We start from the raw sequence: 18635 nt of genomic DNA on the forward strand, positions 1-18635 counted from the left end.
GCGGATTCACGCCCCGCCCGGACGGGCCAACCGTCGATCGCCCATCGGCCGACTCCGACCAAATCGGATATTCCGACACATGTCCTAGTGAGTGTGAACTTACTGGAATTACTTCCCATTACGGTGCCAGGATGCCCAGCGCAGGACTTACTCCAGGACGAGCGCAGGAGGCACCGCCATGCAGGGCGATCCCGAGGTCATCGAGTTCCTCAACGAACAGCTCACCGCCGAGCTGACCGCGATCAACCAGTACTTCCTGCACGCCAAGATGCAGGAGAACTTCGGCTGGACGAAGCTCGCCAAGTACACCCGGCACGAGTCCTTCGACGAGATGAAGCACGCCGAGACGCTCACCGACCGGATCCTGTTCCTGGAGGGGCTGCCCAACTACCAGCGGCTGTTCCACGTCCGGATCGGCCAGACCGTCAAGGAGATGTTCGAGGCCGACCGGCAGATCGAGGTCGAGGCGATCGACCGGCTCAAGCGCGGGATCGTGGTGATGCGGGCCAAGAACGACGTCACCTCGGCGAACATCTTCGAGGACATCCTGGCCGACGAGGAGCACCACATCGACTACCTCGACACCCAGCTGGAGCTCCTGGAGAAGCTCGGCGAGGCGCTCTACATCGCCCAGCTCATCGAGCAGCCGGAGTCCTGAGGCCTCAGGTGCCGGGCCTCAGACGCCAGGCTTGGACCCCGGGGATCCGGCCTCAGGCGACGCGCAGCGTGACCACCGGGGCGATCGGACCCGCGGCAAGCCTCGCCGGAGCAACGGCGGCGGCCGGCACAGCGGCAGCCGGCACGGCGTCGGGCGCGGGCTGCGGCTCCGGTTCGGCGAGGCCGAGCTTCGCGGCCAGCCGGGCGGTCGGGCAGGGCCGGGCGCCGTGCTCGCCGAGCAGCGCCTGGATCCGGCGCACGCAGGACCCGCAGTCGGTGCCGGCCTTGCAGCCCTTCGCTATCTGGCGGGGGGTGTTGGCACCCCCGTCGATCGCCTTCTTCACCTGGTCCTCGGTGACCGCATGGCACATGCACACGAACATCGCGGTCTCTCCCGGGGTGAAGTACGGAGTGGATCTTGACTAAGGCTTGCCTTAGTTCACTAAGCCTCACCTTACCCGGCGATCCGGGTACGAAAAAGCCCCTCCGTGCTCGGGAATCCCGAATCCGGAGGGGCTTACGTCACATCCGGCACCGCCGGGGGCCGGCAGTGCCCGGGGCTCACTGCCCCCGGTACATCTCCGCCACCAGGAACGCCAGGTCCAGCGACTGGCTGCGGTTGAGCCGCGGGTCGCAGGCCGTCTCGTAGCGCTGGTGCAGGTCGTCCACCATGACCTCGTCGCCGCCGCCGACGCACTCGGTGACGTCGTCGCCGGTCAGCTCCACGTGGATGCCGCCCGGGTGGGTGCCGAGCGCGCGGTGCACCTCGAAGAAGCCCTTGACCTCGTCCAGGACGTCGTCGAAGCGGCGGGTCTTGTGGCCGCTGGAGGCCTCGAAGGTGTTGCCGTGCATCGGGTCGCAGATCCACACCGGCTTGGCGCCGGAGGCGGTGACCTTCTCCACCAGGGCGGGCAGGTGCTCGCGGATCTTGCCCGCGCCCATCCGGGTGATGAAGGTCAGGCGGCCGGGCTCGCGCTCCGGGTCCAGCTTCTCGATCAGGGCGAGGGCCTCGTCCACCGAGGTGGTCGGGCCGAGCTTGACGCCGATCGGGTTGCGGATCTTCGAGGCGAACTCGATGTGCGCCTGGTCCAGCTGCCGGGTGCGCTCACCGATCCACACCATGTGGCCGGAGACGTCGTACAGCTCGCCGGTGCGCGAGTCCACGCGGGTCAGCGCGGTCTCGTAGTCGAGGATCAGCGCCTCGTGCGAGGAGAAGAACTCGACCGTCTTGAACTCCTCCGGCGCGACACCGCAGGCGTTCATGAACGCCAGGGCGTTGTCGATCTCCCGGGCGAGCTGCTCGTAGCGCTGGCCGGCCGGCGAGTTGCGGACGAAGTCCTGGTTCCAGGCGTGCACCTGGCGCAGGTCGGCGTAGCCACCGGTGGTGAACGCGCGCACCAGGTTGAGCGTCGCGGCGGACGCGTTGTACATCCGCTTCAGGCGCTCCGGGTCCGGGTTGCGGGAGTCGGGGGTGAACTCGAAGCCGTTCACCGAGTCGCCCCGGTAGACCGGCAGGGTCACGCCGTTGCGGGTCTCGGTCGACTTGGAGCGCGGCTTGGAGTACTGGCCCGCGATCCGGCCGACCTTCACCACCGGCACCGAGGCCGCGTACGTCAGCACGGCGGCCATCTGCAGCAGGGTCTTCAGCTTGTTGCGGATGTGCTCCGCCGAGACACCGTCGAAGGCCTCGGCGCAGTCACCACCCTGGAGGAGGAAGGCCTCCCCGCGCGCCACGGCCCCGAGCCGGGCGCGCAGCTGGTCGCACTCGCCGGCGAAGACGAGCGGCGGATACGAGGCGAGCTCGGCAAGGGTCTTGCGCAGAGCCTCTTGGTCCGGCCATTCAGGCTGCTGCGCCGCGGGCAGGGACTGCCAGGAGTGGGCAGCCCTCGATGTCTCAGTCGTAGCGGTCACACCGCCAAGGCTACGGGGTGACCCGAGCGATTCGTGACCATTGCCCGAGGGGTGAGACACATCTCGGACAAAGGAGTGACCTCGCTCACCCGTCCTGTCGGATCCGCTACGCTCGAGCCATGCACGCGCCCCACAACCACTCCTGGTGGTGGGCCTCCCCCAAGGGTGGCCCACCGATCGCGCGTTCCTAAACGAACACGACGGCCGCCCCTCGGGGCGGCCGTCGGCGTCTGAGCTGACGGCCCTCCGGGAGCGGAATCCAGCACCGCCCTCGCCCTCCACCCGGAAGGAAGCCGCACCGTGACCACCATCACCGACCTGCTCACCCGTCTCACCGTCCCCGGCGCCCCCGCCTTCGCCCTGCTGCACCGCCGCACCCCCCGACTCGCCCCGGACACCGTCGAGGTGCTGCTGGGCAGCGTCGACAGCTACGAGCGCCTCGCCGACCTCCCGGTGCGCAGCGGTGCCCCGGCCGGCGGCACCCCGGTGCACGACCTGCTCGCGCTCGTCCCGTACCGGCAGATCCGCGAGCGCGGCTTCGAGGCGCACGACGACGGCACCCCGCTGCAGGCCCTCACGGTGGCTGAGCAGCACGTTCTACCGTTGGCCGAATTCACTTCCGCCCTACCGCAGTTGCCGGTCTCGCTTGCCGGTGGCGCGTTCGACGTGGACGACGATTCGTACGCCTCGATCGTCCGCCGGGTGATCGAGGAGGAGATCGGCAACGGCGAGGGCGCCAACTTCGTGATCCGGCGCGACTTCCACGCCACGCTGGAGGACTTCAGCCCCGCGCTCGCACTGACGCTGTTCCGGCGGCTGCTGGAGCAGGAGCGCGGCGCCTACTGGACGTTCCTGGTGCACACCGGTGACCGGGTCCTGGTCGGCGCCTCCCCCGAGGTGCACGTCCGGCAGAGCGGCGGCACCGTCGTGATGAACCCGATCTCCGGCACCTACCGCTATCCGGCGGGCGGCTCCGACCTCGATTCGCTGCTCCAATTCCTGCACGACCCCAAGGAGTTGGAGGAGCTCACCATGGTCGTGGACGAGGAGCTCAAGATGATGTGCACGGTCGGCGACCTCGGCGGCCAGGTGCTCGGGCCCCGGCTCAAGGAGATGGCCCACCTCGCCCACACCGAGTACGAGCTGCGCGGGCGCACCTCGCTGGACGTCCGCGACGTGCTCCGCGAGACGATGTTCGCCGCCACCGTCACCGGCAGCCCGGTCGAGAACGCCACCCGGGTCATCAACCGCTACGAGCCCACCGGGCGCGGCTACTACTCCGGCGCGCTCGCCCTGATCGGACGCTCCGCCAGCGGCGGGCAGCTGCTGGACTCGCCGATCTGCATCCGCACCGCCGACATCGAGCCGGCCACCGGACGGCTGGTCGTCCGGGTCGGCGCCACCCTGGTGCGCCACTCCGTCCCGGAGTCCGAGGTCGCCGAGACCCACGCCAAGGCCGCCGGGGTGCTCACCGCGATCGGCGCCCGGCCCGCGCCCGCCCGGCTGCCCCACCCCACCGGCCCCCGGCTCGCCGACAACCACCGGGTGCAGGCCGCGCTGGACGCCCGCCGGGCCGGCCTCGCACCGTTCTGGCTGCGGATGCAGACCCCGGCCCGGATCACCGAGGCCGAGCCGACGCTGGTCGTCGACGGCGAGGACACCTTCACCTCGATGCTCTCCCACCTGCTCGGCTCGCTCGGCCACCGGGTGACGGTCGTGCGCTACGACGAGCCCGGGCTGCGCGCGCTGGTCGCGGCGCACCGCGGCCCGCTGGTGCTCGGCCCCGGCCCCGGCGACCCGGCCGTCGCCGACGACCCCAAGATGGCCGTGCTGCGGCCGATCGTCGCGGACGCCCTGGCCGCCGCCCGGTCCGGTGCCCGGACCGCGCCGCTGCTCGCGGTCTGCCTCAGCCACCAGTTGCTCTCCGCCGAACTCGGGCTGGCGCTGGGCCGCAAGGCCGTCCCGTACCAGGGCGCGCAGGAGAGCATCGACCTGTTCGGCAGCAAGCGGACGGTCGGCTTCTACAACACCTTCACCGCGCGCTGCTCGGAGGCCGACGCGGCCCGGCTCGCCGCCGCGGGCGTCGAGGTCGCCCGGGACGCCGCCACCGGCGACGTCCACGCCCTGCGCGGGCCCGGCTTCGCCGGCCTCCAGTTCCACCCCGAGTCGGTGCTCACCCGCGAGGGCGTGGACATCGTGGCGGGCCTGCTGCGCGAGGCTGCGGCCGTACCGCGCTGAGGGGGCGAGGAATTGAGCAGTTGACGGGCCCCGGGCAGACGCACCGCCCGGGCCCGTCAGATCTCGTCGTCCAGGCCCTGCTCGATCGCGTACCGGACCAGCTCCACCCGGTTGTGCAACTGCAGCTTCCCGAGGGTGTTCTGCACGTGGTTCTGCACCGTGCGGTGCGACAGCACCAGCCGGTCGGCGATCTGGCGGTACGACAGGCCCTTGGCCACCAGCCGCAGCACCTCGGTCTCCCGGGTGGTGAGCTGCGGGGCGGCCGGCGCCGACGCCGGGGCCGGCTCGGCGGCCAGCCGGCGGAACTCGCCGAGCACCAGGCCGGCCAGGCCCGGGGTGAACACCGCGTCACCGACGGCCGTACGGCGCACCGCGTCCAGCAGCTCCTCCCGCCCGGCCGACTTCACCAGGTACCCGGTCGCGCCGGACTTCACCGCCTCCAGCACGTCCTGGTGCTCCCCGCTGGCCGACAGCACCAGCACTCGCACCGCCGGGTCGTGCGCGACCACCTGGCGGCACACCTCGGCCCCGGGCAGCCCGGGCAGGTTGAGGTCCAGCACGACGACCTGCGGCGAGCAGGCGCGGGCGCGGCGGACGGCCTCCTCGCCGTCGCCCGCCGTGGCCACCACGTCCAGCCCGGACTCGGCGAGGTCACGCGAGACGGCGTCGCGCCACATCGGGTGGTCGTCCACCACCATCACCCGCACCGGCCGGTCGGTGGTCGGCTGATCGGTCATCAAGCACCCTTCCTCGGGACACGCAGTTCGACCTCGACGCCCTCCCCGGGCGCCGAGTACAGCTCGGCCGTGCCGCCGAGGTCCAGCAGCCGGCCCCGGATGGACTGGGAGACACCGAGCCGCCCGGCCCGCTCCGCCTCGCCGAGCCGGCCTGGGGCGTAACCGGGGCCGTCGTCGCGGATGCTGACCGTGACCGCCTCCGGTTCGTCCTCGACCAGGATCCAGGCCCGGGCCTCCTCCCCGGCGTGCCGGCGGACGTTGTCCACGGCCGCGCCGACCGCCGCGGCGAGCTCGCCCGCCGCCGGGGCGGGCAGCAGCACCGGGGTGCCGGGGGCGGAGAACGTGATCCGCTCGTCGGCGTACGGGCGCAGCAGCGCGCTGAGGTCGCGCGGCTGGGCGGCGTCGGGCTGCGGCAGGCGCTGGGCCGGGATCGGGCCGCCGGTCATCAGCGTCCGCAGCGCGCGCTCCTGCTCGCCGGCCAGGCGGCCCAGCTCGGCGAAGTCCGTGCCGCAGGTGCCGCCGTCCGGCACCGCGGCCAGCTCCGCGCCGCGCCGCTGGACCAGCGCCAGCACCTGCAGCACGCCGTCGTGGATGTCCCGGGAGAGCCGCTCCCGCTCCCGGGTGGCCGCCTCGACCTGGAGCGCCCGGGTGAGCGTGGCCTCACTGCCCCGGGCCAGCTCGATCACGTAGCCGATCGCGCACCCGGCGACCATCAGCAGCACGATGTTGTGGATGTTGTCGCCGGTCGGCCCGCCGTGGCCGAGGATGTTGGCGACGCCGATCACCGAGCCCGCGGCCGCCGCCGGGCGCCAGCCGCCCTTCGCGGCGCAGCCGAGCACGGTACCGGCGGCCCAGATGGTGGGCAGGGTGGGCGCGCCGTGGCTGATCCGGGCCGGGGCGTCGGTCAGTCCGCTCATCACGATGCCGGTGACGGCGAGCGTGAGGTCGACGCCCAGGACATACCAGGTGCAGCGCTGCGGGTTGGCGAACGCCCGGGTGGTGGCGAGGGTCCAGAGGGTGAGCGCGCCGAGGAAGATCCAGCCGGCGACGGGGTGCAGGAAGTGCAGGTACGAGTTGAAGTACCGCAGCAACGCGTAGATCAGGGCCAGCACCCGGAAGTAGGAGATGGCCCTCCACAACGGGAGTTCGACGGACATGCCGCCGGCCGCCACCGTACCGCCCACCGCGCCGGCTCTGCCGCCGTCCGTCATCCGCCCCTCCCCCGGGCCCGGCCGGGCCGTCAGGCCGACCCGGTCTCCTTGTCCGTCTCGGCCGCCTTCTCGGCTTCGGCCGCCTTCTCCGCCTCGGCTGCCTTCTCGGCCTCGGCTGCCTCCGCCTTCTCCGCCTTGGCCGCCGCGCGACGCTCGGCGTCGGCCTTCTTCTTGTCGTCGGAGATCTGCCGCTTGGCGGCGGTCGCGTAGATGTCCACGTACTCCTGGCCGGAGAGCCGCATGATCTCGTACATCACCTCGTCCGTCACCGAACGGAGGATGAAGCGGTCGTTCTCCATGCCGTGGTAGCGGGAGAAGTCCAGCGGGCGGCCGATCCGGATGCCCGGGCGGATGCCGAAGTTCGGGACCACCTGGCCGGGCGGCTGCACCTTCTCGGTATCGATCATGGCGACCGGGATCACCGGGGCGCCGGTGGCCAGCGCCACGCGGGCCAGGCCGCCGACCTTGCCGCGGTACAGCTTGCCGTCGGGCGAGCGGGTGCCCTCGGGGTAGACGCCGAACAGCTCACCGCGCTCCAGCACGGCGATGGCGCTGCGGATCGCGGCCTCGCCGGCGCCGCGCGCGCCGGAGCGGTCCACCGGCAGCTGGCCGACGCCCTTGAAGAACGCGGCGGTCAGCCGGCCCTTGAGACCCGGGGTGTTGAAGTACTCGGCCTTCGCGATGAAGGTCACCCGGCGCTTGATCAGCGCGGGGAAGAAGAACGAGTCCGAGAAGGACAGGTGGTTGCTCGCGATGATCGCCGCACCCTCGGTGGGGATGTTCTCCTCACCTTCGATCCACGGCCGGAAGAAGATCCGAAGCAGTGGCGCGACGATCATCTTCATCAGTCGGTAGAACAACCGGGGCCTCCTGTTATGCGGACCGGTCGATCCTAATGCCCCGCGGCCGTCCGCTGTGCCCGGCCCCGCCGAAGGGGGTGTACGACCCCGCGCGGAGCGTGGGACGATGCGGATTCCTGCAGCTTCCCCCTCCAGCGTCCCCTCCCCCAGCGCCACCCGCCCGCGAAGGAGTCCGCCATGCCGTTGCTGCCCGGTGCCGAACCGTACCGCCACCGTGGCGGACCGGTGGGAGTGCTGCTCTGCCACGGTTTCACCGGGTCGCCGCAGTCGCTGCGACCGTGGGCCGAGGACCTGGCCGCGGCCGGGTACACCGTCTCGCTGCCGCTGCTGCCCGGGCACGGCACCCGCTGGCAGGACATGCAGCTCACCCGCTGGGAGGACTGGTACGCCGCGGTCGAACGCGAGCTGCTGACGCTCGCCGACGAGTGCGAACAGGTCTTCGTCTGCGCGCTGTCGATGGGCGGCGCGCTGGCGCTGCGGCTCGCAGCGCTGCACGGCCCGACGGTTTCCGGGCTGGTGCTGGTCAACCCGTCGGTGCGCTCGGACACCCCCGCGAGTGTGCTGCTTCCGGTGCTGCGCCACCTCGTCCCGAGCACGCCCGGCATCGCGAACGACATCGCCAAGGCCGGCACGGCCGAGCTCGGCTACGACCGGACGCCACTGCACGCCGCCTGGTCGCTGAGCCGGCTGTGGCGGGAGGTCCAGCACCGCCTTCCCGAGGTGACCCAGCCGGTGCTGCTCTTCCACAGCCCGCAGGACCACGTCGTCTCTCCGGCCAACTCGGAACTGGTGCTGGCCCGGATATCCTCGACCGATGTGACGGAGCGGCTGTGCCAACGCAGCTTCCACGTCGCGACGCTGGACCACGACGCGGCGGAAATATTCGCGGCCAGCCAGGACTTCATCCGACAGCTGGCCCCCGCGCACGCGGCGGGCGCAACCCGGGTCGAATCCGACGATCACCATGGCTGAAGGGCCGGAAGTGCACGAGAGCAGCACGGCGGGCGGCGGGGACGAAGCTCCCCGCGAGGACGGCGCGACGAAGAACAGCGGAGCGAACGACGGCGCGGCGAAGGACGGCGCGGCGAACGACGCCGCCCCGGGCGGTGCGCCGACGGACCGCACCGGCGTGGACGGCGCCGTGACGCCCGCACCCACACCCGCACCCGCGCCCACACCCGCGAAGGACGCCGCCGCCGAGGACGCCGCCGCACCGGCGGCCCCCGCCGGTCCCCGGCCGCGCCGCGCGCCCGAGCGCAGCCAAGCCGAGCAGGACGAGATCTTCGCCGCCCTGGTCGCCCAGTTCGACGACCCCGTCGACCTCAACAACCCCGACTGGCCCGAGGTCGAGAACCTCCGGGCGCAGAACGAGCTCAAGGGCGGCTACAAGAACGGCAGCGGCCGCGACGACCAGGACGACCTGTCCGACCTGGCCCCGCAGCCCCGCCCCCGCTCCGGCAGGCCGGTGCTCCCGGCCGCCGGTCCGAGCCCGCGCGACTACGAGCTGGCCGAGGAGAGCGACGAGGACCACTACGTCCCGCCGGAGCCCCCGCCGCTGCCCGCCGCCGACGTGACCGCCAAGTTCGCCTGGCTCGCCGTGCTCGGCGGCCCTGCCCTGCTGCTGGTCGACGCCATGGTCTGGCGGGAGATCTCCGGCTGGCCCGCCTGGGTCGGGATCACCGCCTTCCTCGGCGGCTTCGTCACCCTGGTGGCCCGGATGCGGGACCGCGACGAGGACGAGCCGGAGGACCCGGACCACGGCGCCGTGGTCTAGCCCGCGTTGCTCTCGGGGAGTTCGAGCACCGCGAGCACCGGCAGGTGGTCGGTCGCGGCCCGCAGGTCGGCCTCGGTGACGCCGGGCAGTCCGTGCGGCACCCCGCAGCCGAGGACGGTGATCCCGGGGGTGGCGAAGACGGCGTCGATCCGCTGGTAGGGGCGCTCCGGGACGGACGTGAACTCGCCGCCCCAGGGCGCGGTCGGGTATCCGTCCTGCAGCCGGGAGGCCAGCAGCTGCCAGCCCGGCCCGTCCGGGTGCTCGTTGAAGTCCCCCGCCACGACGCCGTGTTCGGCGATCCCGAGCTGGTCGAGCAGCAACTCGAACTGCCCGTACCGCTCCTCGGGTTCCAGGCTCAGGTGGCAGCTGGTGAGGGTGAACGGCGCCGCGCCGGGCAGCCGCAGCAGCGCGGTGGCGAAGCCCCGGGCGTGCAGGCCGCGGGTCTTGGGCAGCAGCCGGTCGTGCACGCCCAGCACCTCCACCGCGCCGGGCCGCCCGAGCAGCAGCGGGCCGGCCGCGGTGCGGCCGCCGCCGGCCAGGACGACCGTCCCGGTGTGCCGGGCCAGCCACCCGGCCTGGCCCTCGGGGCGCCAGTAGCGCGGCGACTCCTGGACGCAGACCAGGTCGGGCGCGCAGGCCCGGATCACCCGGGCCAGTGCACGCCGGTCGTCCCGCAGCGAGCGGATGTTGTAGCTGAGCAGGCGCAGCCGGCGCGGGCCGGCCGGCGGCAACGGTTCGACGGCCGCGGCACCCACCGCACTCGTGGCGCTCGCGCCGGTCCCGGTCGCTCCGGTCGCGCTCGCCTGGGTCGCGCTCCTTCGGGTCGCCCTCGCGGCGGTCATGGCCCTCCCCTGTACGTCGTCACCGGGTGCGTCGTCGCTGGGTCCGACCGTACGCGGCGGCGCCGGGACGTGCGACGGCGGCGGCGCGTCCGGGATCGGTCGGGGCCCGGTCGCACCGCCGCCGGCGGGCTGGGAGGGAGGGGTGGGGCGGTTACGGGACGCGGGCGAGGTCGGCCGCGCCGACGATGCCGGCGGCGGAGCCCATCGAGGCCAGCACGACCTCGGCGCGCGGGCGGTGGACGCCGCCGGTCAGGTAGTACTCGAAGGCCTTGGCGACCGGGTCGAGCAGCAGGCGGCCGGAGTCGGAGACGCCGCCGCCGAGCACGAAGACGCCCGGGTCGAACAGTGCGGCGAGGTCGGCCATGCCGCGGCCCAGCCAGTCGGCCAGCTCGGCGTAGCACTCCAGGGCGAGCGGGTCGCCCGCCTCGGCCGCCTCGGTGATGTGGATGCCGCGGATGGTCTCGGCGACGCCGTCGTTGAGCTCCAGCATGCGCCGGCCGCGCACCGGGTCGGCCGCAGCCTTCTCCCGGCCGTAGCGGCGCAGCGCCCGCCCGGAGCCGTACTGCTCCCAGCAGCCCTTGCCGCCGCAGCCGCACTGCAGGCCGTCCGGCACCATGTTGAGGTGGCCGATCTCGCCGGCCACGCCGAAGCGGCCGCGGTGCAGCCGGCCGTCGAGGACGATGCCGCCGCCGATGCCGGTGCCGACGGTGATCAGCACCATGTCCTGGTGGTCGGCGGCCGCGCCGAAGCGGAACTCGGCCCAGGCGGCGCAGTTGGCGTCGTTCTCGACCACCGCGGACAGCCCGGTGAGCTCTTCGATCCGGCCGCGCAGCGGCTCGTTCTCCCAGTCGATGTTGGGCGCGAAGATCACCGTGGAGCGGTTGCTGTCGACGAAGCCGGGGGCGCCGACGCCGACGGCGGTGACGTCGGGGTGCTGCTCCTTGAGCTCGCGCACGGCCTGCGCGATGGCGTCGACCGCCCACTGCGGGTCGGCCGGGGTGGGCACCCTGGTCCGGGCCAGGATCTCGCCCGCCTCGTCGACCACGCCTGCTGCGATCTTGGTCCCGCCGACATCGACGCCGATGGTCAGAGCCATGTGTCCCTCAGCTATTCACTCGTTCCCGCTGGACGGAACGGTACCGCCCAACCCAGTCCCCGTACACAGCCTCGCATACATTATCCGAAGACAATCCTGGGACAGCCGGGCCGCAATGCTTCAAAAGTCTTATCGAATTTCCTTCTTCGTGACGCACGAGAGCGCCTTGATCACCCTCCGAAATCTACGGTTTCACTGCTTGGCGGACGGTTCGTCAGGCCCGTCGAGGTCGATCTTCTCGGCGGCCGCACTCTGCCCGGCGGTCCAGCGGTGCTCGTGCCCGGCCACGGCGGCACGGTAGGCGGCCAGCAGCTCGGCGCCCGCGGCGGCCAGCCCGGAGCCGGCGGCGGCGAGGTGGGTGTACACCTCAGGCTGCTGGGTGCGCAGGCGGTCGGCCAAGCCGGAGAGGGTGATCAGCGTGGTGGCGCTGGTCTCCTGGGCCTTCTCGCCGAACGCGGTGGCGAACCGGCGCACCTCGTCCACCAGCGGGCCGAGCTCCGGCCCGAACGGGTGGGCCTGCTCGCCCGCCCCGCCGTGATCGCCCGCCTCGGCATGGTCCCCGACGGGCTCGGTGCGGTCGTCGGTGCTGGTCATCGCGGGCGCCTCCTCAGCCGTGGCCGCACCCCGCGGCCCTCCGGCCCGACGCTACCGGACCGACCGCGGGGCCCGTCCTCGAACGCCGGCCCGGGAAAGGGGCGGGCGGCCCGTCAGCCCTTCGGCCAGAGCGACGGGTCGGGTGCGAACCGCACCGAGAGCACCCCGTCCAGCAGCCCGGCCCCGGCCACCGTGCAGCGGCGCAGCGCGGAGGGCAGGGCGAGCACCCGGCGGTGGGCGCCGAGGCCGACCACCAGGTCGTCGCCCCGGCGGACCAGGTCCAGCTCGGCCCGGTCGGCGCCGGGCAGGTCGAGGTGCCAGATCAGCAGGCCGTCCGCGGCGAGCCGGTCCTCGACCGTCCAGGGCGCCGGGTCGAGCCGCTCGGGCCCGGAGCCGTCCCCGTACAGGCGGTCGGCGACGGCCTCCAGGGTGGCCTCGGCCAGGCCGGTGACCAGGACCGGGGCGTCGGTGTCGGCGGCGAGCGCGGCCAGCTCCTCCTGCCGTCGGAGGGCCAGCGCGGCCAGCCACGGGTCGGGCGAGGAGACGGCGGCCTCGGGCAGTGCGCCGTGCAGGACCACGGCGTCCGGCCGGTGCCCGTACAGCGCGAGCCCGGCCCGGATCCGGCGCAGTTCCTCGTACGGGTGGCCGTCGGCCGGGACGACCAGGCGGACGCTGGTGCCGGGGTCGGTGAGCGCGGCGCGGGACTCGGCGAGCGCCGCGGCGGCCTTGCCGCGCCCCTCGTACAGCCAGTCGGCGGGCATCGGGACCCCGGCCAGTCCGGCCAGCAGCGGACGCAGCGCCCGGGCGGCCTGGCGCTGCTCGGGGACGAGCCGGTCCAGGTAGCGCGCCAGCTGCTCGGGCAGGGCGAGGGTGGCGATCAGCTCGGCGGGCGGCGGGGCGAGCACGACCAGGACGTCCTGGTCGGCGGCGGGCAGGGCGCGCAGCAGGGCGAGCCGGGCGATGCCGGGGAGGGCGGTGAGCTCCTCGGGGTCGAGCTGTTCGGCGCCGAGGAGGTCGAGGGCGGGCTTGAGCCGGCCGGTGAGCTCGCCGACGGCGTAGCGGAAGGCGGCCTGCTCGTCGATCCGGGAGACGGTCAGGCCCGGTGCGTAGCCGAGCGGTTCGGGCTCCAGCCGGGTGCCGAGGACGGCGTCCAGCGTGCGGTGCGGGTCGTCGGCCGCCAGCAGCCAGGTGCGGTGGCCGCGCCGGGCGGCGTGCAGGGCGGTGGCGGCGGCCACCGCGGGCGCGCCCGCGTCGCCGCTGACCAGGATGGTGCGTGTCGCCGTCATGCCGTCGGCCCCGTTCCGCTCGTCAGCCCTCGACGCGCTTCTTCAGTCCGGCCAGCGCACGGTCGATGATGACCTTCTCGGCCTTGCGCTTGATCATGCCGAGCATCGGGATCTTGACGTCCACCGCGAGCTGGTAGGTCACCTCGGTACGGCCGCCGGCCAGCGGGGCGAGGGTGTACGAGCCGTCCAGCGAGCGGAGCATCTGGCTGCGGACGAGGGTCCAGCCGACCTCGCGGTCGCCGTCCCAGGTGTAGGCGAGGACGTGCTCGTCGCGGATGGCGCCGGCGTCGAGCAGCAGGCGGACCTGGGCGGCGCGGCCGGCCTCGCCGGTCTCCAGGACCTCGACCTCCTTGACCTCGCCGGTCCAGGCCGGGTAGGCGGCGAAGTCGGCGATCACGGCCATGACCGTGGCCGGGGTCGCGTCGATGGTGATGCTCGACCTGGTGTGCTCCGCCATGGAATGGCCCTCCGCGTCGTCCCTCTGCCTGCCGGTCCGTCCGGGGCGCGCTCGGCCCGGTCCGCCCGGAGCAGGCTATCGCGACCGGGGATCCGGTCGGCGGCGCGGGCGGTGTCCTGCGGGCGGCCGCGGGTCGGCGGGCGCCGGGCCTCGGGTGGGCTACCGGTCGGTCACCGTGGGGCTGCCGTAGGGTGCCATTCGAACGACCCGGTCACGGCCTGGTCGGACCCGGCCGGGTGTGACACTTCGAACACCGGGGCCGACCCCCTGGTCGAAGCTGCCTACCGGGCAGTAACGTCCTGCCGTCCCGCAGCGTCGCGAACGAGGAGCAGTCTTGCTCGACTTCAGCCTTCCGGCCCTCTACCAGGTACCGAGCGGCGGTAACCTCTCCGACCTCGTGCACCAGAACGCCGAGCGGCACCCGGACGTCGTGGTCCTCAGCCGCAAGGTGGACGGCCAGTGGCAGGAGTTGACCGCTGCCCAGTTCCTGGTCGAGGTGCACGCCGCCGCGAAGGGCCTGATCGCCACCGGCATCCGCCCCGGCGACCGCGTGGGCATCATGTCCCGGACCCGGTACGAGTGGACGCTGCTGGACTTCGCGATCTGGTCGGCCGGCGCCATCACCGTGCCGGTGTACGAGACCTCCTCCCCCGAGCAGGTGGAGTGGATCCTCGGCGACTCCGGCGCGGTCGCCGTGCTCACCGAGACCGACCAGCACCGCAAGGTGGTCGAGGAGGTCCGCGGCCGTCTCCCGGAGCTGAAGCACACCTGGCAGATCGAGCAGGGCGCGATCGCCGCGCTGGCCGAGGCCGGCCGCGAGGTCTCCGACGAGACCGTCGCCGAGCACCGCTCGACCGCCGACTCCGACTCGATCGCGACCATCGTCTACACCTCGGGCACCACCGGCCGCCCGAAGGGCTGTCAGCTGACGCACGGCAACTTCCTCGCCGAGTGCGGCAACATCGTCGAGCGCCTGGCCCCGCTGTTCCGCACCGGCGAGAGCTCCGTCCTGCTCTTCCTGCCGCTGGCCCACGTGCTCGGCCGGATCGCCGAGATCGCCCCGGCGATGGCCCCGATCAACCTCGGCCACGTCTCCGACATCAAGGACGTCACCGCCGAGCTGGCCGCGTTCAAGCCGACCCTGATCCTGGGCGTGCCCAGAGTCTTCGAGAAGGTCTACAACACCGCGCGTGCCAAGGCCCAGGCCGACGGCAAGGGCAAGATCTTCGACAAGGCCGCCGAGACCGCGATCGCCTACAGCCGGGCGCTGGACGCGGGCGGCGCGGGCCTGGTCCTGCGGATCAAGCACGCGGTCTTCGACAAGCTGGTCTACAGCAAGCTGCGCGCCGCGCTCGGCGGCCGCGCCACCCACGCCATCTCCGGCGGCGCCCCGCTCGGCGAGCGCCTGGGCCACTTCTACCGGGGCATCGGCTTCACCGTCCTGGAGGGCTACGGCCTGACGGAGACCTGCGCGGCTACCGCCTTCAACCCGTGGGACAAGCCGAAGATCGGTACGGTCGGCCAGCCGGTGCCCGGCGCCTCGGTCCGGATCGCCGAGGACGGCGAGGTCTTCTTCAAGGGCCCGCACGTCTTCACCGGCTACTGGAACAACCCGCAGGCCACCGCCGACACGCTCAGGGACGGCTGGATGGCCACCGGCGACATCGGCTCGCTGGACGCCGAGGGCTACCTGACCATCACCGGCCGCAAGAAGGAGATCATCGTCACCGCCGGCGGCAAGAACGTCGCCCCGGCCGTGATCGAGGACCGGATCCGCGCCCACGCCCTGGTCGGCGAGGTCATGGTGGTCGGCGACCGCAAGCCCTTCATCGCCTGCCTGATCACCCTCGACCCGGACTTCTTCCCCAAGTGGAAGGAGCTCAACGGCAAGCCCGCCGCCGCCACCGTCGCCGACCTCGCCGAGGACCCGGACCTGCTGGCCGCCCTGCAGTCCGCGGTGGACGACGGCAACGCGGCCGTCTCGCACGCCGAGGCGGTCAAGAAGTTCCGCCTGCTGGACACCGAGTTCTCCGAGGAGAGCGGCCACCTGACGCCCTCGCTGAAGCTCAAGCGCAACCTCGTCCTGAAGGACCACGCGGCCGACATCGAGGCGCTCTACCAGAAGTGACCGCCGACGGGTAACCACCCTGAAGCAGACGCGGGGCCCGTCTCCCGGAAGGAGACGGGCCCCGCGTCGTGCGAAGACAGGCCCTACACCGCCAGCAGCGAGGTCAGCCGCCCGGCCAGCAGGTCCCAGCGCCACGAGCGCTCCACCCACCGCCGCCCGGCCTCGCCCATCCGCCGCCGCAGCTCCTCGTCGCGCAGCAGCCGCACGATCCGCTCGGCCGCCGCCGGGGCCGAGCCGCCGGGCACCACGTACCCGGTCTCGCCCTCCAGCACCGCGTCCGGCGCGCCCCCGGAGTCCCCCGCGACCACCGGCAGGCCGGTCGCCGAGGCCTCCAGGTAGACGATGCCCAGGCCCTCGACGTCCAGCCCCCCGCGCCGGGTCCGACACGGCATCGCGAAGACGTCACCGGCCCCGTAGTGGGCGGGCAGCTCCTCCCAGGGCACCGAGCCGGTGAACCGCACCGAGTCCCGTACGCCCGTGGCGTCCGCCAGCTTCTCCAGGTCCGCCCGGTACGGGCCGCCGCCGACGATCAGCAGCACCGCGTCCGGCACGTCGGCCAGGATCTGCGGCATCGCCTCGATCAGGGTGTCCTGCCCCTTGCGCGGCACCAGCCGGGAGACGCAGACCACCACCGGCCGGTCCGCCAGCCCGAGCCGGCGGCGGACCTCGGCCCCCCCGGAGCCCGGGTGGAAGGTCGTCTCGTCCACGCCCGGCGGCAGCTGCACCATCCGGGCCGCGGCCTGCGGCCCGACCGCGGCGGCGATCCGGGAGCGGGTGTACTCGCCCAGGTAGGTCAGCACCTCGCTGCCCGCGCCGATCCGGCGCAGCAGCTGCCGGGAGCCCGGCAGCTGGGCCCAGGCGGCCTCGTGCCCGTGGGTCATGCCGAGCAGCCGCCCGGCCCCGGCCCGGCGCAGGGTGGGCGCCATCAGGCCGAGCGGGGCGGCGGCGCCGAACCAGACCGAGTCGCACTTCTCGGCGCGCAGGATCTCGGCGGCCCGCCGGGTGACCCTGGGTGTGGGAACCATCACCTTCGTCCGGTCCCGGATCACCGGGAACGGCTGCTCGGCGTCGAAGCGCCGCACCTCGCTGCCGTCGCGCCAGGTCGAGGCGTACACCACGATGCTTCCCGCGGGCTGACGGACGGCCATGTTGTGGACAAAGGCCTGGATACCCCCCGGACGGGGCGGGAAGTCATTGGTGACGATCAAGGTTCTGTGCATCAGGCCACGGCTCGCTCGGTCGGGGGGTGCTCGGTGTACCGCTGGGTGATCCGTACGATAGGTCAACACCATGACCCGCCGGGAACGGAACCGCGCACGGCAACCGTTTGACCCCCGGGTCAGTCCTAGTACCTAGGCCGCTGTGCACCACGGCCCGGGCGTCCGTCAGTACGACGCCTCCGGTGAGGACGTCCGAGACGAACGAGGGAGCGCAGTGGAATTGGCCCCGGCCACCGAGCCCGGTTCTTCGCGCGGCCGGCTCGGCCGCCCGCTCGGGGCGCTCGCCGCACTCGGCGCGACCTGGCTGGCCACCCGCACCGTACTGGTGCTGCTGATCACCGGCGTGCTGAAGTCGCCCGGCGGCGACGTCACCGCCGACGTGTGGATGATCTACCACGCCTGGTACGGCGTGCTGCAGACCGGCACCTTCCCGTTCGACGACGTGACCTGGCAGTACCCGCCGGGCGCCGCCCTGGTGATCCTGCTGCCGGGTCTGCTGCCCTGGTCGTACCTGGTCTCGTTCTGGGTGGTCTGCGGGATCGCCGACGCCGCCGCGGCCGCGCTGCTGGTGCGGACCGGCCTGCGCCGGGGCCGGGCGCTGACCGGCGCCTGGATGTGGGTGGTGGGCGTTCCGCTGCTCGGCCCGATGATCTACAACCGCTTCGACATGATCGTCACCGCGGTCGCCCTGGCCGGCCTGCTGGCGCTGATCCGCCGTCCGGCGGTCGGCGGGCTGCTGCTGGGCCTGGGCGGAATCGTCAAGGTCTGGCCGCTGCTCGGCCTGATCGGCACCCCCTCCGGCCGCCGGACCCGCCGTTCCTGGACGCTGGCGGGGGCCACCGCCGTCTCGATCGGCTTCCTGCTCGCGGCCGGCATGAACGGCGCCTTCGACTTCCTGGCCTTCCAGAAAGACCGCGGCATCGAGGTCGAGTCGGTCGGCGCGCTGCCGCTGCACTTCGCCCGGATCGCCGGGGGCTGGGACGGCAAGGTCACCATGAACTACGGCTCCCCCGAGATGCTCGGACCGTGGGTCAGCGTGATCAGCAAGGTGATGATGGCCGGCACCGTGCTGGGGTTCCTCTGGCTGCTGCTGTGGCGCTTCACCTCCAAGCGCCGCAACGCGGCCACCATGTACGACGCGGCGCTGTGCGCGCTGCTGATCTTCGTGGTGACCAGCCGGGTGATCAGCCCGCAGTACCTGGTCTGGCTGATCGGCGTCGCGGCGGTCTGCCTGACCGTACGCGGCACCAGCCAGCGGCCCGTGGCGCTGCTGATCCTGATCGCCTGCCCTCTGACGCTGGTCGAGTTCCCGACGATGTTCACCCAGGTCCTGGCCAGCGACCCCGGCGCGATCACCGTGCTGGCCGCGCGCAACCTGCTGCTGCTGTCCGCCGCCGTGCTCTCCTGCGTCCGGCTCTGGCGCTCTACCCGCGGCGAGACGCCGCTGCCCGCGACCGTGGTGCTGGACCGCGAGCCTGCCGCGCTGCCCGGCTCGGGCTACCCGGTGCGCCCGGGCATCGCGTACGAGCAGGACCTGCTGGACGGCATCGACCACCCGGGGACGCCGGCCGAGCAGCGGCGCTGAGCAGCGGCACCGCTGCTCGGCACCGAGTGGGCCGTCGCC

17 protein-coding genes are annotated in these 18635 nt (G+C 73.0%); 6 read left to right on the forward strand and 11 right to left on the reverse strand.

The features are described 5' to 3' along the window. Nucleotides 1-178 precede the first annotated feature (178 nt). Complete coding sequence (gene bfr / locus ACIBEC_RS07465; RefSeq protein WP_045692153.1) at nt 179-658, forward strand: bacterioferritin; 480 nt, start codon at nt 179-181, stop codon at nt 656-658. Nucleotides 659-710: 52 nt separating this feature from the next. On the opposite strand, the gene ACIBEC_RS07470 is transcribed toward bfr, so the two are convergent. Next, nucleotides 711-1040, reverse strand: coding sequence for a (2Fe-2S)-binding protein (locus tag ACIBEC_RS07470; protein ID WP_360492387.1), 330 nt, complete (start codon nt 1038-1040; stop codon nt 711-713). Between the two features lie 178 nt (nt 1041-1218). Then, nucleotides 1219-2568, reverse strand: a complete 1350-nt coding sequence (locus ACIBEC_RS07475) for a class II 3-deoxy-7-phosphoheptulonate synthase (RefSeq protein ID WP_360492390.1) — start codon at nt 2566-2568, stop codon at nt 1219-1221. A gap of 300 nt (nt 2569-2868) precedes the next feature. Here ACIBEC_RS07475 and ACIBEC_RS07480 point away from each other — a divergent pair, with 300 nt between their 5' ends. Continuing rightward, entirely contained in the window at nt 2869-4806 is a 1938-nt protein-coding gene (locus ACIBEC_RS07480; RefSeq protein ID WP_360492393.1) for an anthranilate synthase family protein, read from the forward strand. Between the two features lie 56 nt (nt 4807-4862). On the opposite strand, the gene ACIBEC_RS07485 is transcribed toward ACIBEC_RS07480, so the two are convergent. Genes ACIBEC_RS07485 through ACIBEC_RS07495 form a run of 3 tightly spaced genes read right to left on the reverse strand, consistent with a single transcriptional unit; the run spans nt 4863 to nt 7614 of the window. Beyond that, entirely contained in the window at nt 4863-5543 is a 681-nt protein-coding gene (locus ACIBEC_RS07485) for a response regulator transcription factor (protein ID WP_360492395.1), read from the reverse strand. Next, the gene (gene macS / locus ACIBEC_RS07490) at nt 5543-6754 is read right to left on the reverse strand and encodes a MacS family sensor histidine kinase (protein WP_360492398.1); all 1212 of its coding nucleotides are present in this window, start codon (nt 6752-6754) and stop codon (nt 5543-5545) included. Before macS ends, ACIBEC_RS07485 begins: the two co-directional genes overlap by 1 nt. A gap of 29 nt (nt 6755-6783) precedes the next feature. Beyond that, a complete protein-coding gene (locus ACIBEC_RS07495) occupies nt 6784-7614 on the reverse strand; it encodes a lysophospholipid acyltransferase family protein (RefSeq protein ID WP_360492401.1) in 831 nt (276 codons plus the stop codon). A 177-nt stretch (nt 7615-7791) separates the two neighbouring features. Between ACIBEC_RS07495 and ACIBEC_RS07500 the strand changes: the two genes are divergently transcribed. Together ACIBEC_RS07500 and ACIBEC_RS07505 are read left to right on the forward strand one after the other, a co-directional pair. Continuing rightward, entirely contained in the window at nt 7792-8586 is a 795-nt protein-coding gene (locus ACIBEC_RS07500; protein WP_360492404.1) for an alpha/beta fold hydrolase, read from the forward strand. 10 nt (nt 8587-8596) lie between these two features. Then, a complete protein-coding gene (locus tag ACIBEC_RS07505; protein ID WP_396287782.1) occupies nt 8597-9388 on the forward strand; it encodes a hypothetical protein in 792 nt (263 codons plus the stop codon). Here the strand turns inward: ACIBEC_RS07505 and ACIBEC_RS07510 are convergent. The 5 genes from ACIBEC_RS07510 to ACIBEC_RS07530 form a co-directional block, all read right to left on the reverse strand. Next, nucleotides 9385-10230 carry an endonuclease/exonuclease/phosphatase family protein gene (locus ACIBEC_RS07510; RefSeq protein ID WP_360492410.1) on the reverse strand — a complete coding sequence of 282 codons (846 nt, stop codon included), beginning with the start codon at nt 10228-10230 and terminating at the stop codon, nt 9385-9387. The genes ACIBEC_RS07505 and ACIBEC_RS07510 overlap by 4 nt on opposite strands. A 151-nt stretch (nt 10231-10381) precedes the next feature. Continuing rightward, on the reverse strand, nt 10382-11326 hold the full coding sequence (locus ACIBEC_RS07515) for an ROK family glucokinase (RefSeq protein WP_360492413.1): 945 nt from the start codon (nt 11324-11326) through the stop codon (nt 10382-10384). A gap of 192 nt (nt 11327-11518) precedes the next feature. Beyond that, nucleotides 11519-11920: a DUF5304 family protein gene (locus ACIBEC_RS07520; RefSeq protein WP_360492416.1), complete on the reverse strand. Its 402-nt coding sequence runs from the start codon at nt 11918-11920 to the stop codon at nt 11519-11521. Nucleotides 11921-12033: 113 nt separating this feature from the next. Continuing rightward, entirely contained in the window at nt 12034-13206 is a 1173-nt protein-coding gene (locus tag ACIBEC_RS07525; protein WP_360492417.1) for an ArsA-related P-loop ATPase, read from the reverse strand. A 22-nt stretch (nt 13207-13228) separates the two neighbouring features. Beyond that, complete coding sequence (locus ACIBEC_RS07530; protein ID WP_360492420.1) at nt 13229-13663, reverse strand: SRPBCC family protein; 435 nt, start codon at nt 13661-13663, stop codon at nt 13229-13231. Nucleotides 13664-13997: 334 nt separating this feature from the next. Here ACIBEC_RS07530 and ACIBEC_RS07535 point away from each other — a divergent pair, with 334 nt between their 5' ends. Continuing rightward, nucleotides 13998-15791: an AMP-dependent synthetase/ligase gene (locus tag ACIBEC_RS07535; protein WP_360492423.1), complete on the forward strand. Its 1794-nt coding sequence runs from the start codon at nt 13998-14000 to the stop codon at nt 15789-15791. An 83-nt stretch (nt 15792-15874) separates the two neighbouring features. Here the strand turns inward: ACIBEC_RS07535 and ACIBEC_RS07540 are convergent, their stop codons facing one another. Then, on the reverse strand, nt 15875-17011 hold the full coding sequence (locus ACIBEC_RS07540; protein WP_360492425.1) for a glycosyltransferase family 4 protein: 1137 nt from the start codon (nt 17009-17011) through the stop codon (nt 15875-15877). 214 nt (nt 17012-17225) lie between these two features. Here ACIBEC_RS07540 and ACIBEC_RS07545 point away from each other — a divergent pair, with 214 nt between their 5' ends. After that, complete coding sequence (locus ACIBEC_RS07545) at nt 17226-18596, forward strand: glycosyltransferase 87 family protein (RefSeq protein ID WP_360492428.1); 1371 nt, start codon at nt 17226-17228, stop codon at nt 18594-18596. Nucleotides 18597-18635: the final 39 nt, after the last annotated feature.

It is taken from the genome of Kitasatospora sp. NPDC051164 (assembly GCF_044455625.1).
Taxonomy (GTDB): domain Bacteria; phylum Actinomycetota; class Actinomycetes; order Streptomycetales; family Streptomycetaceae; genus Kitasatospora.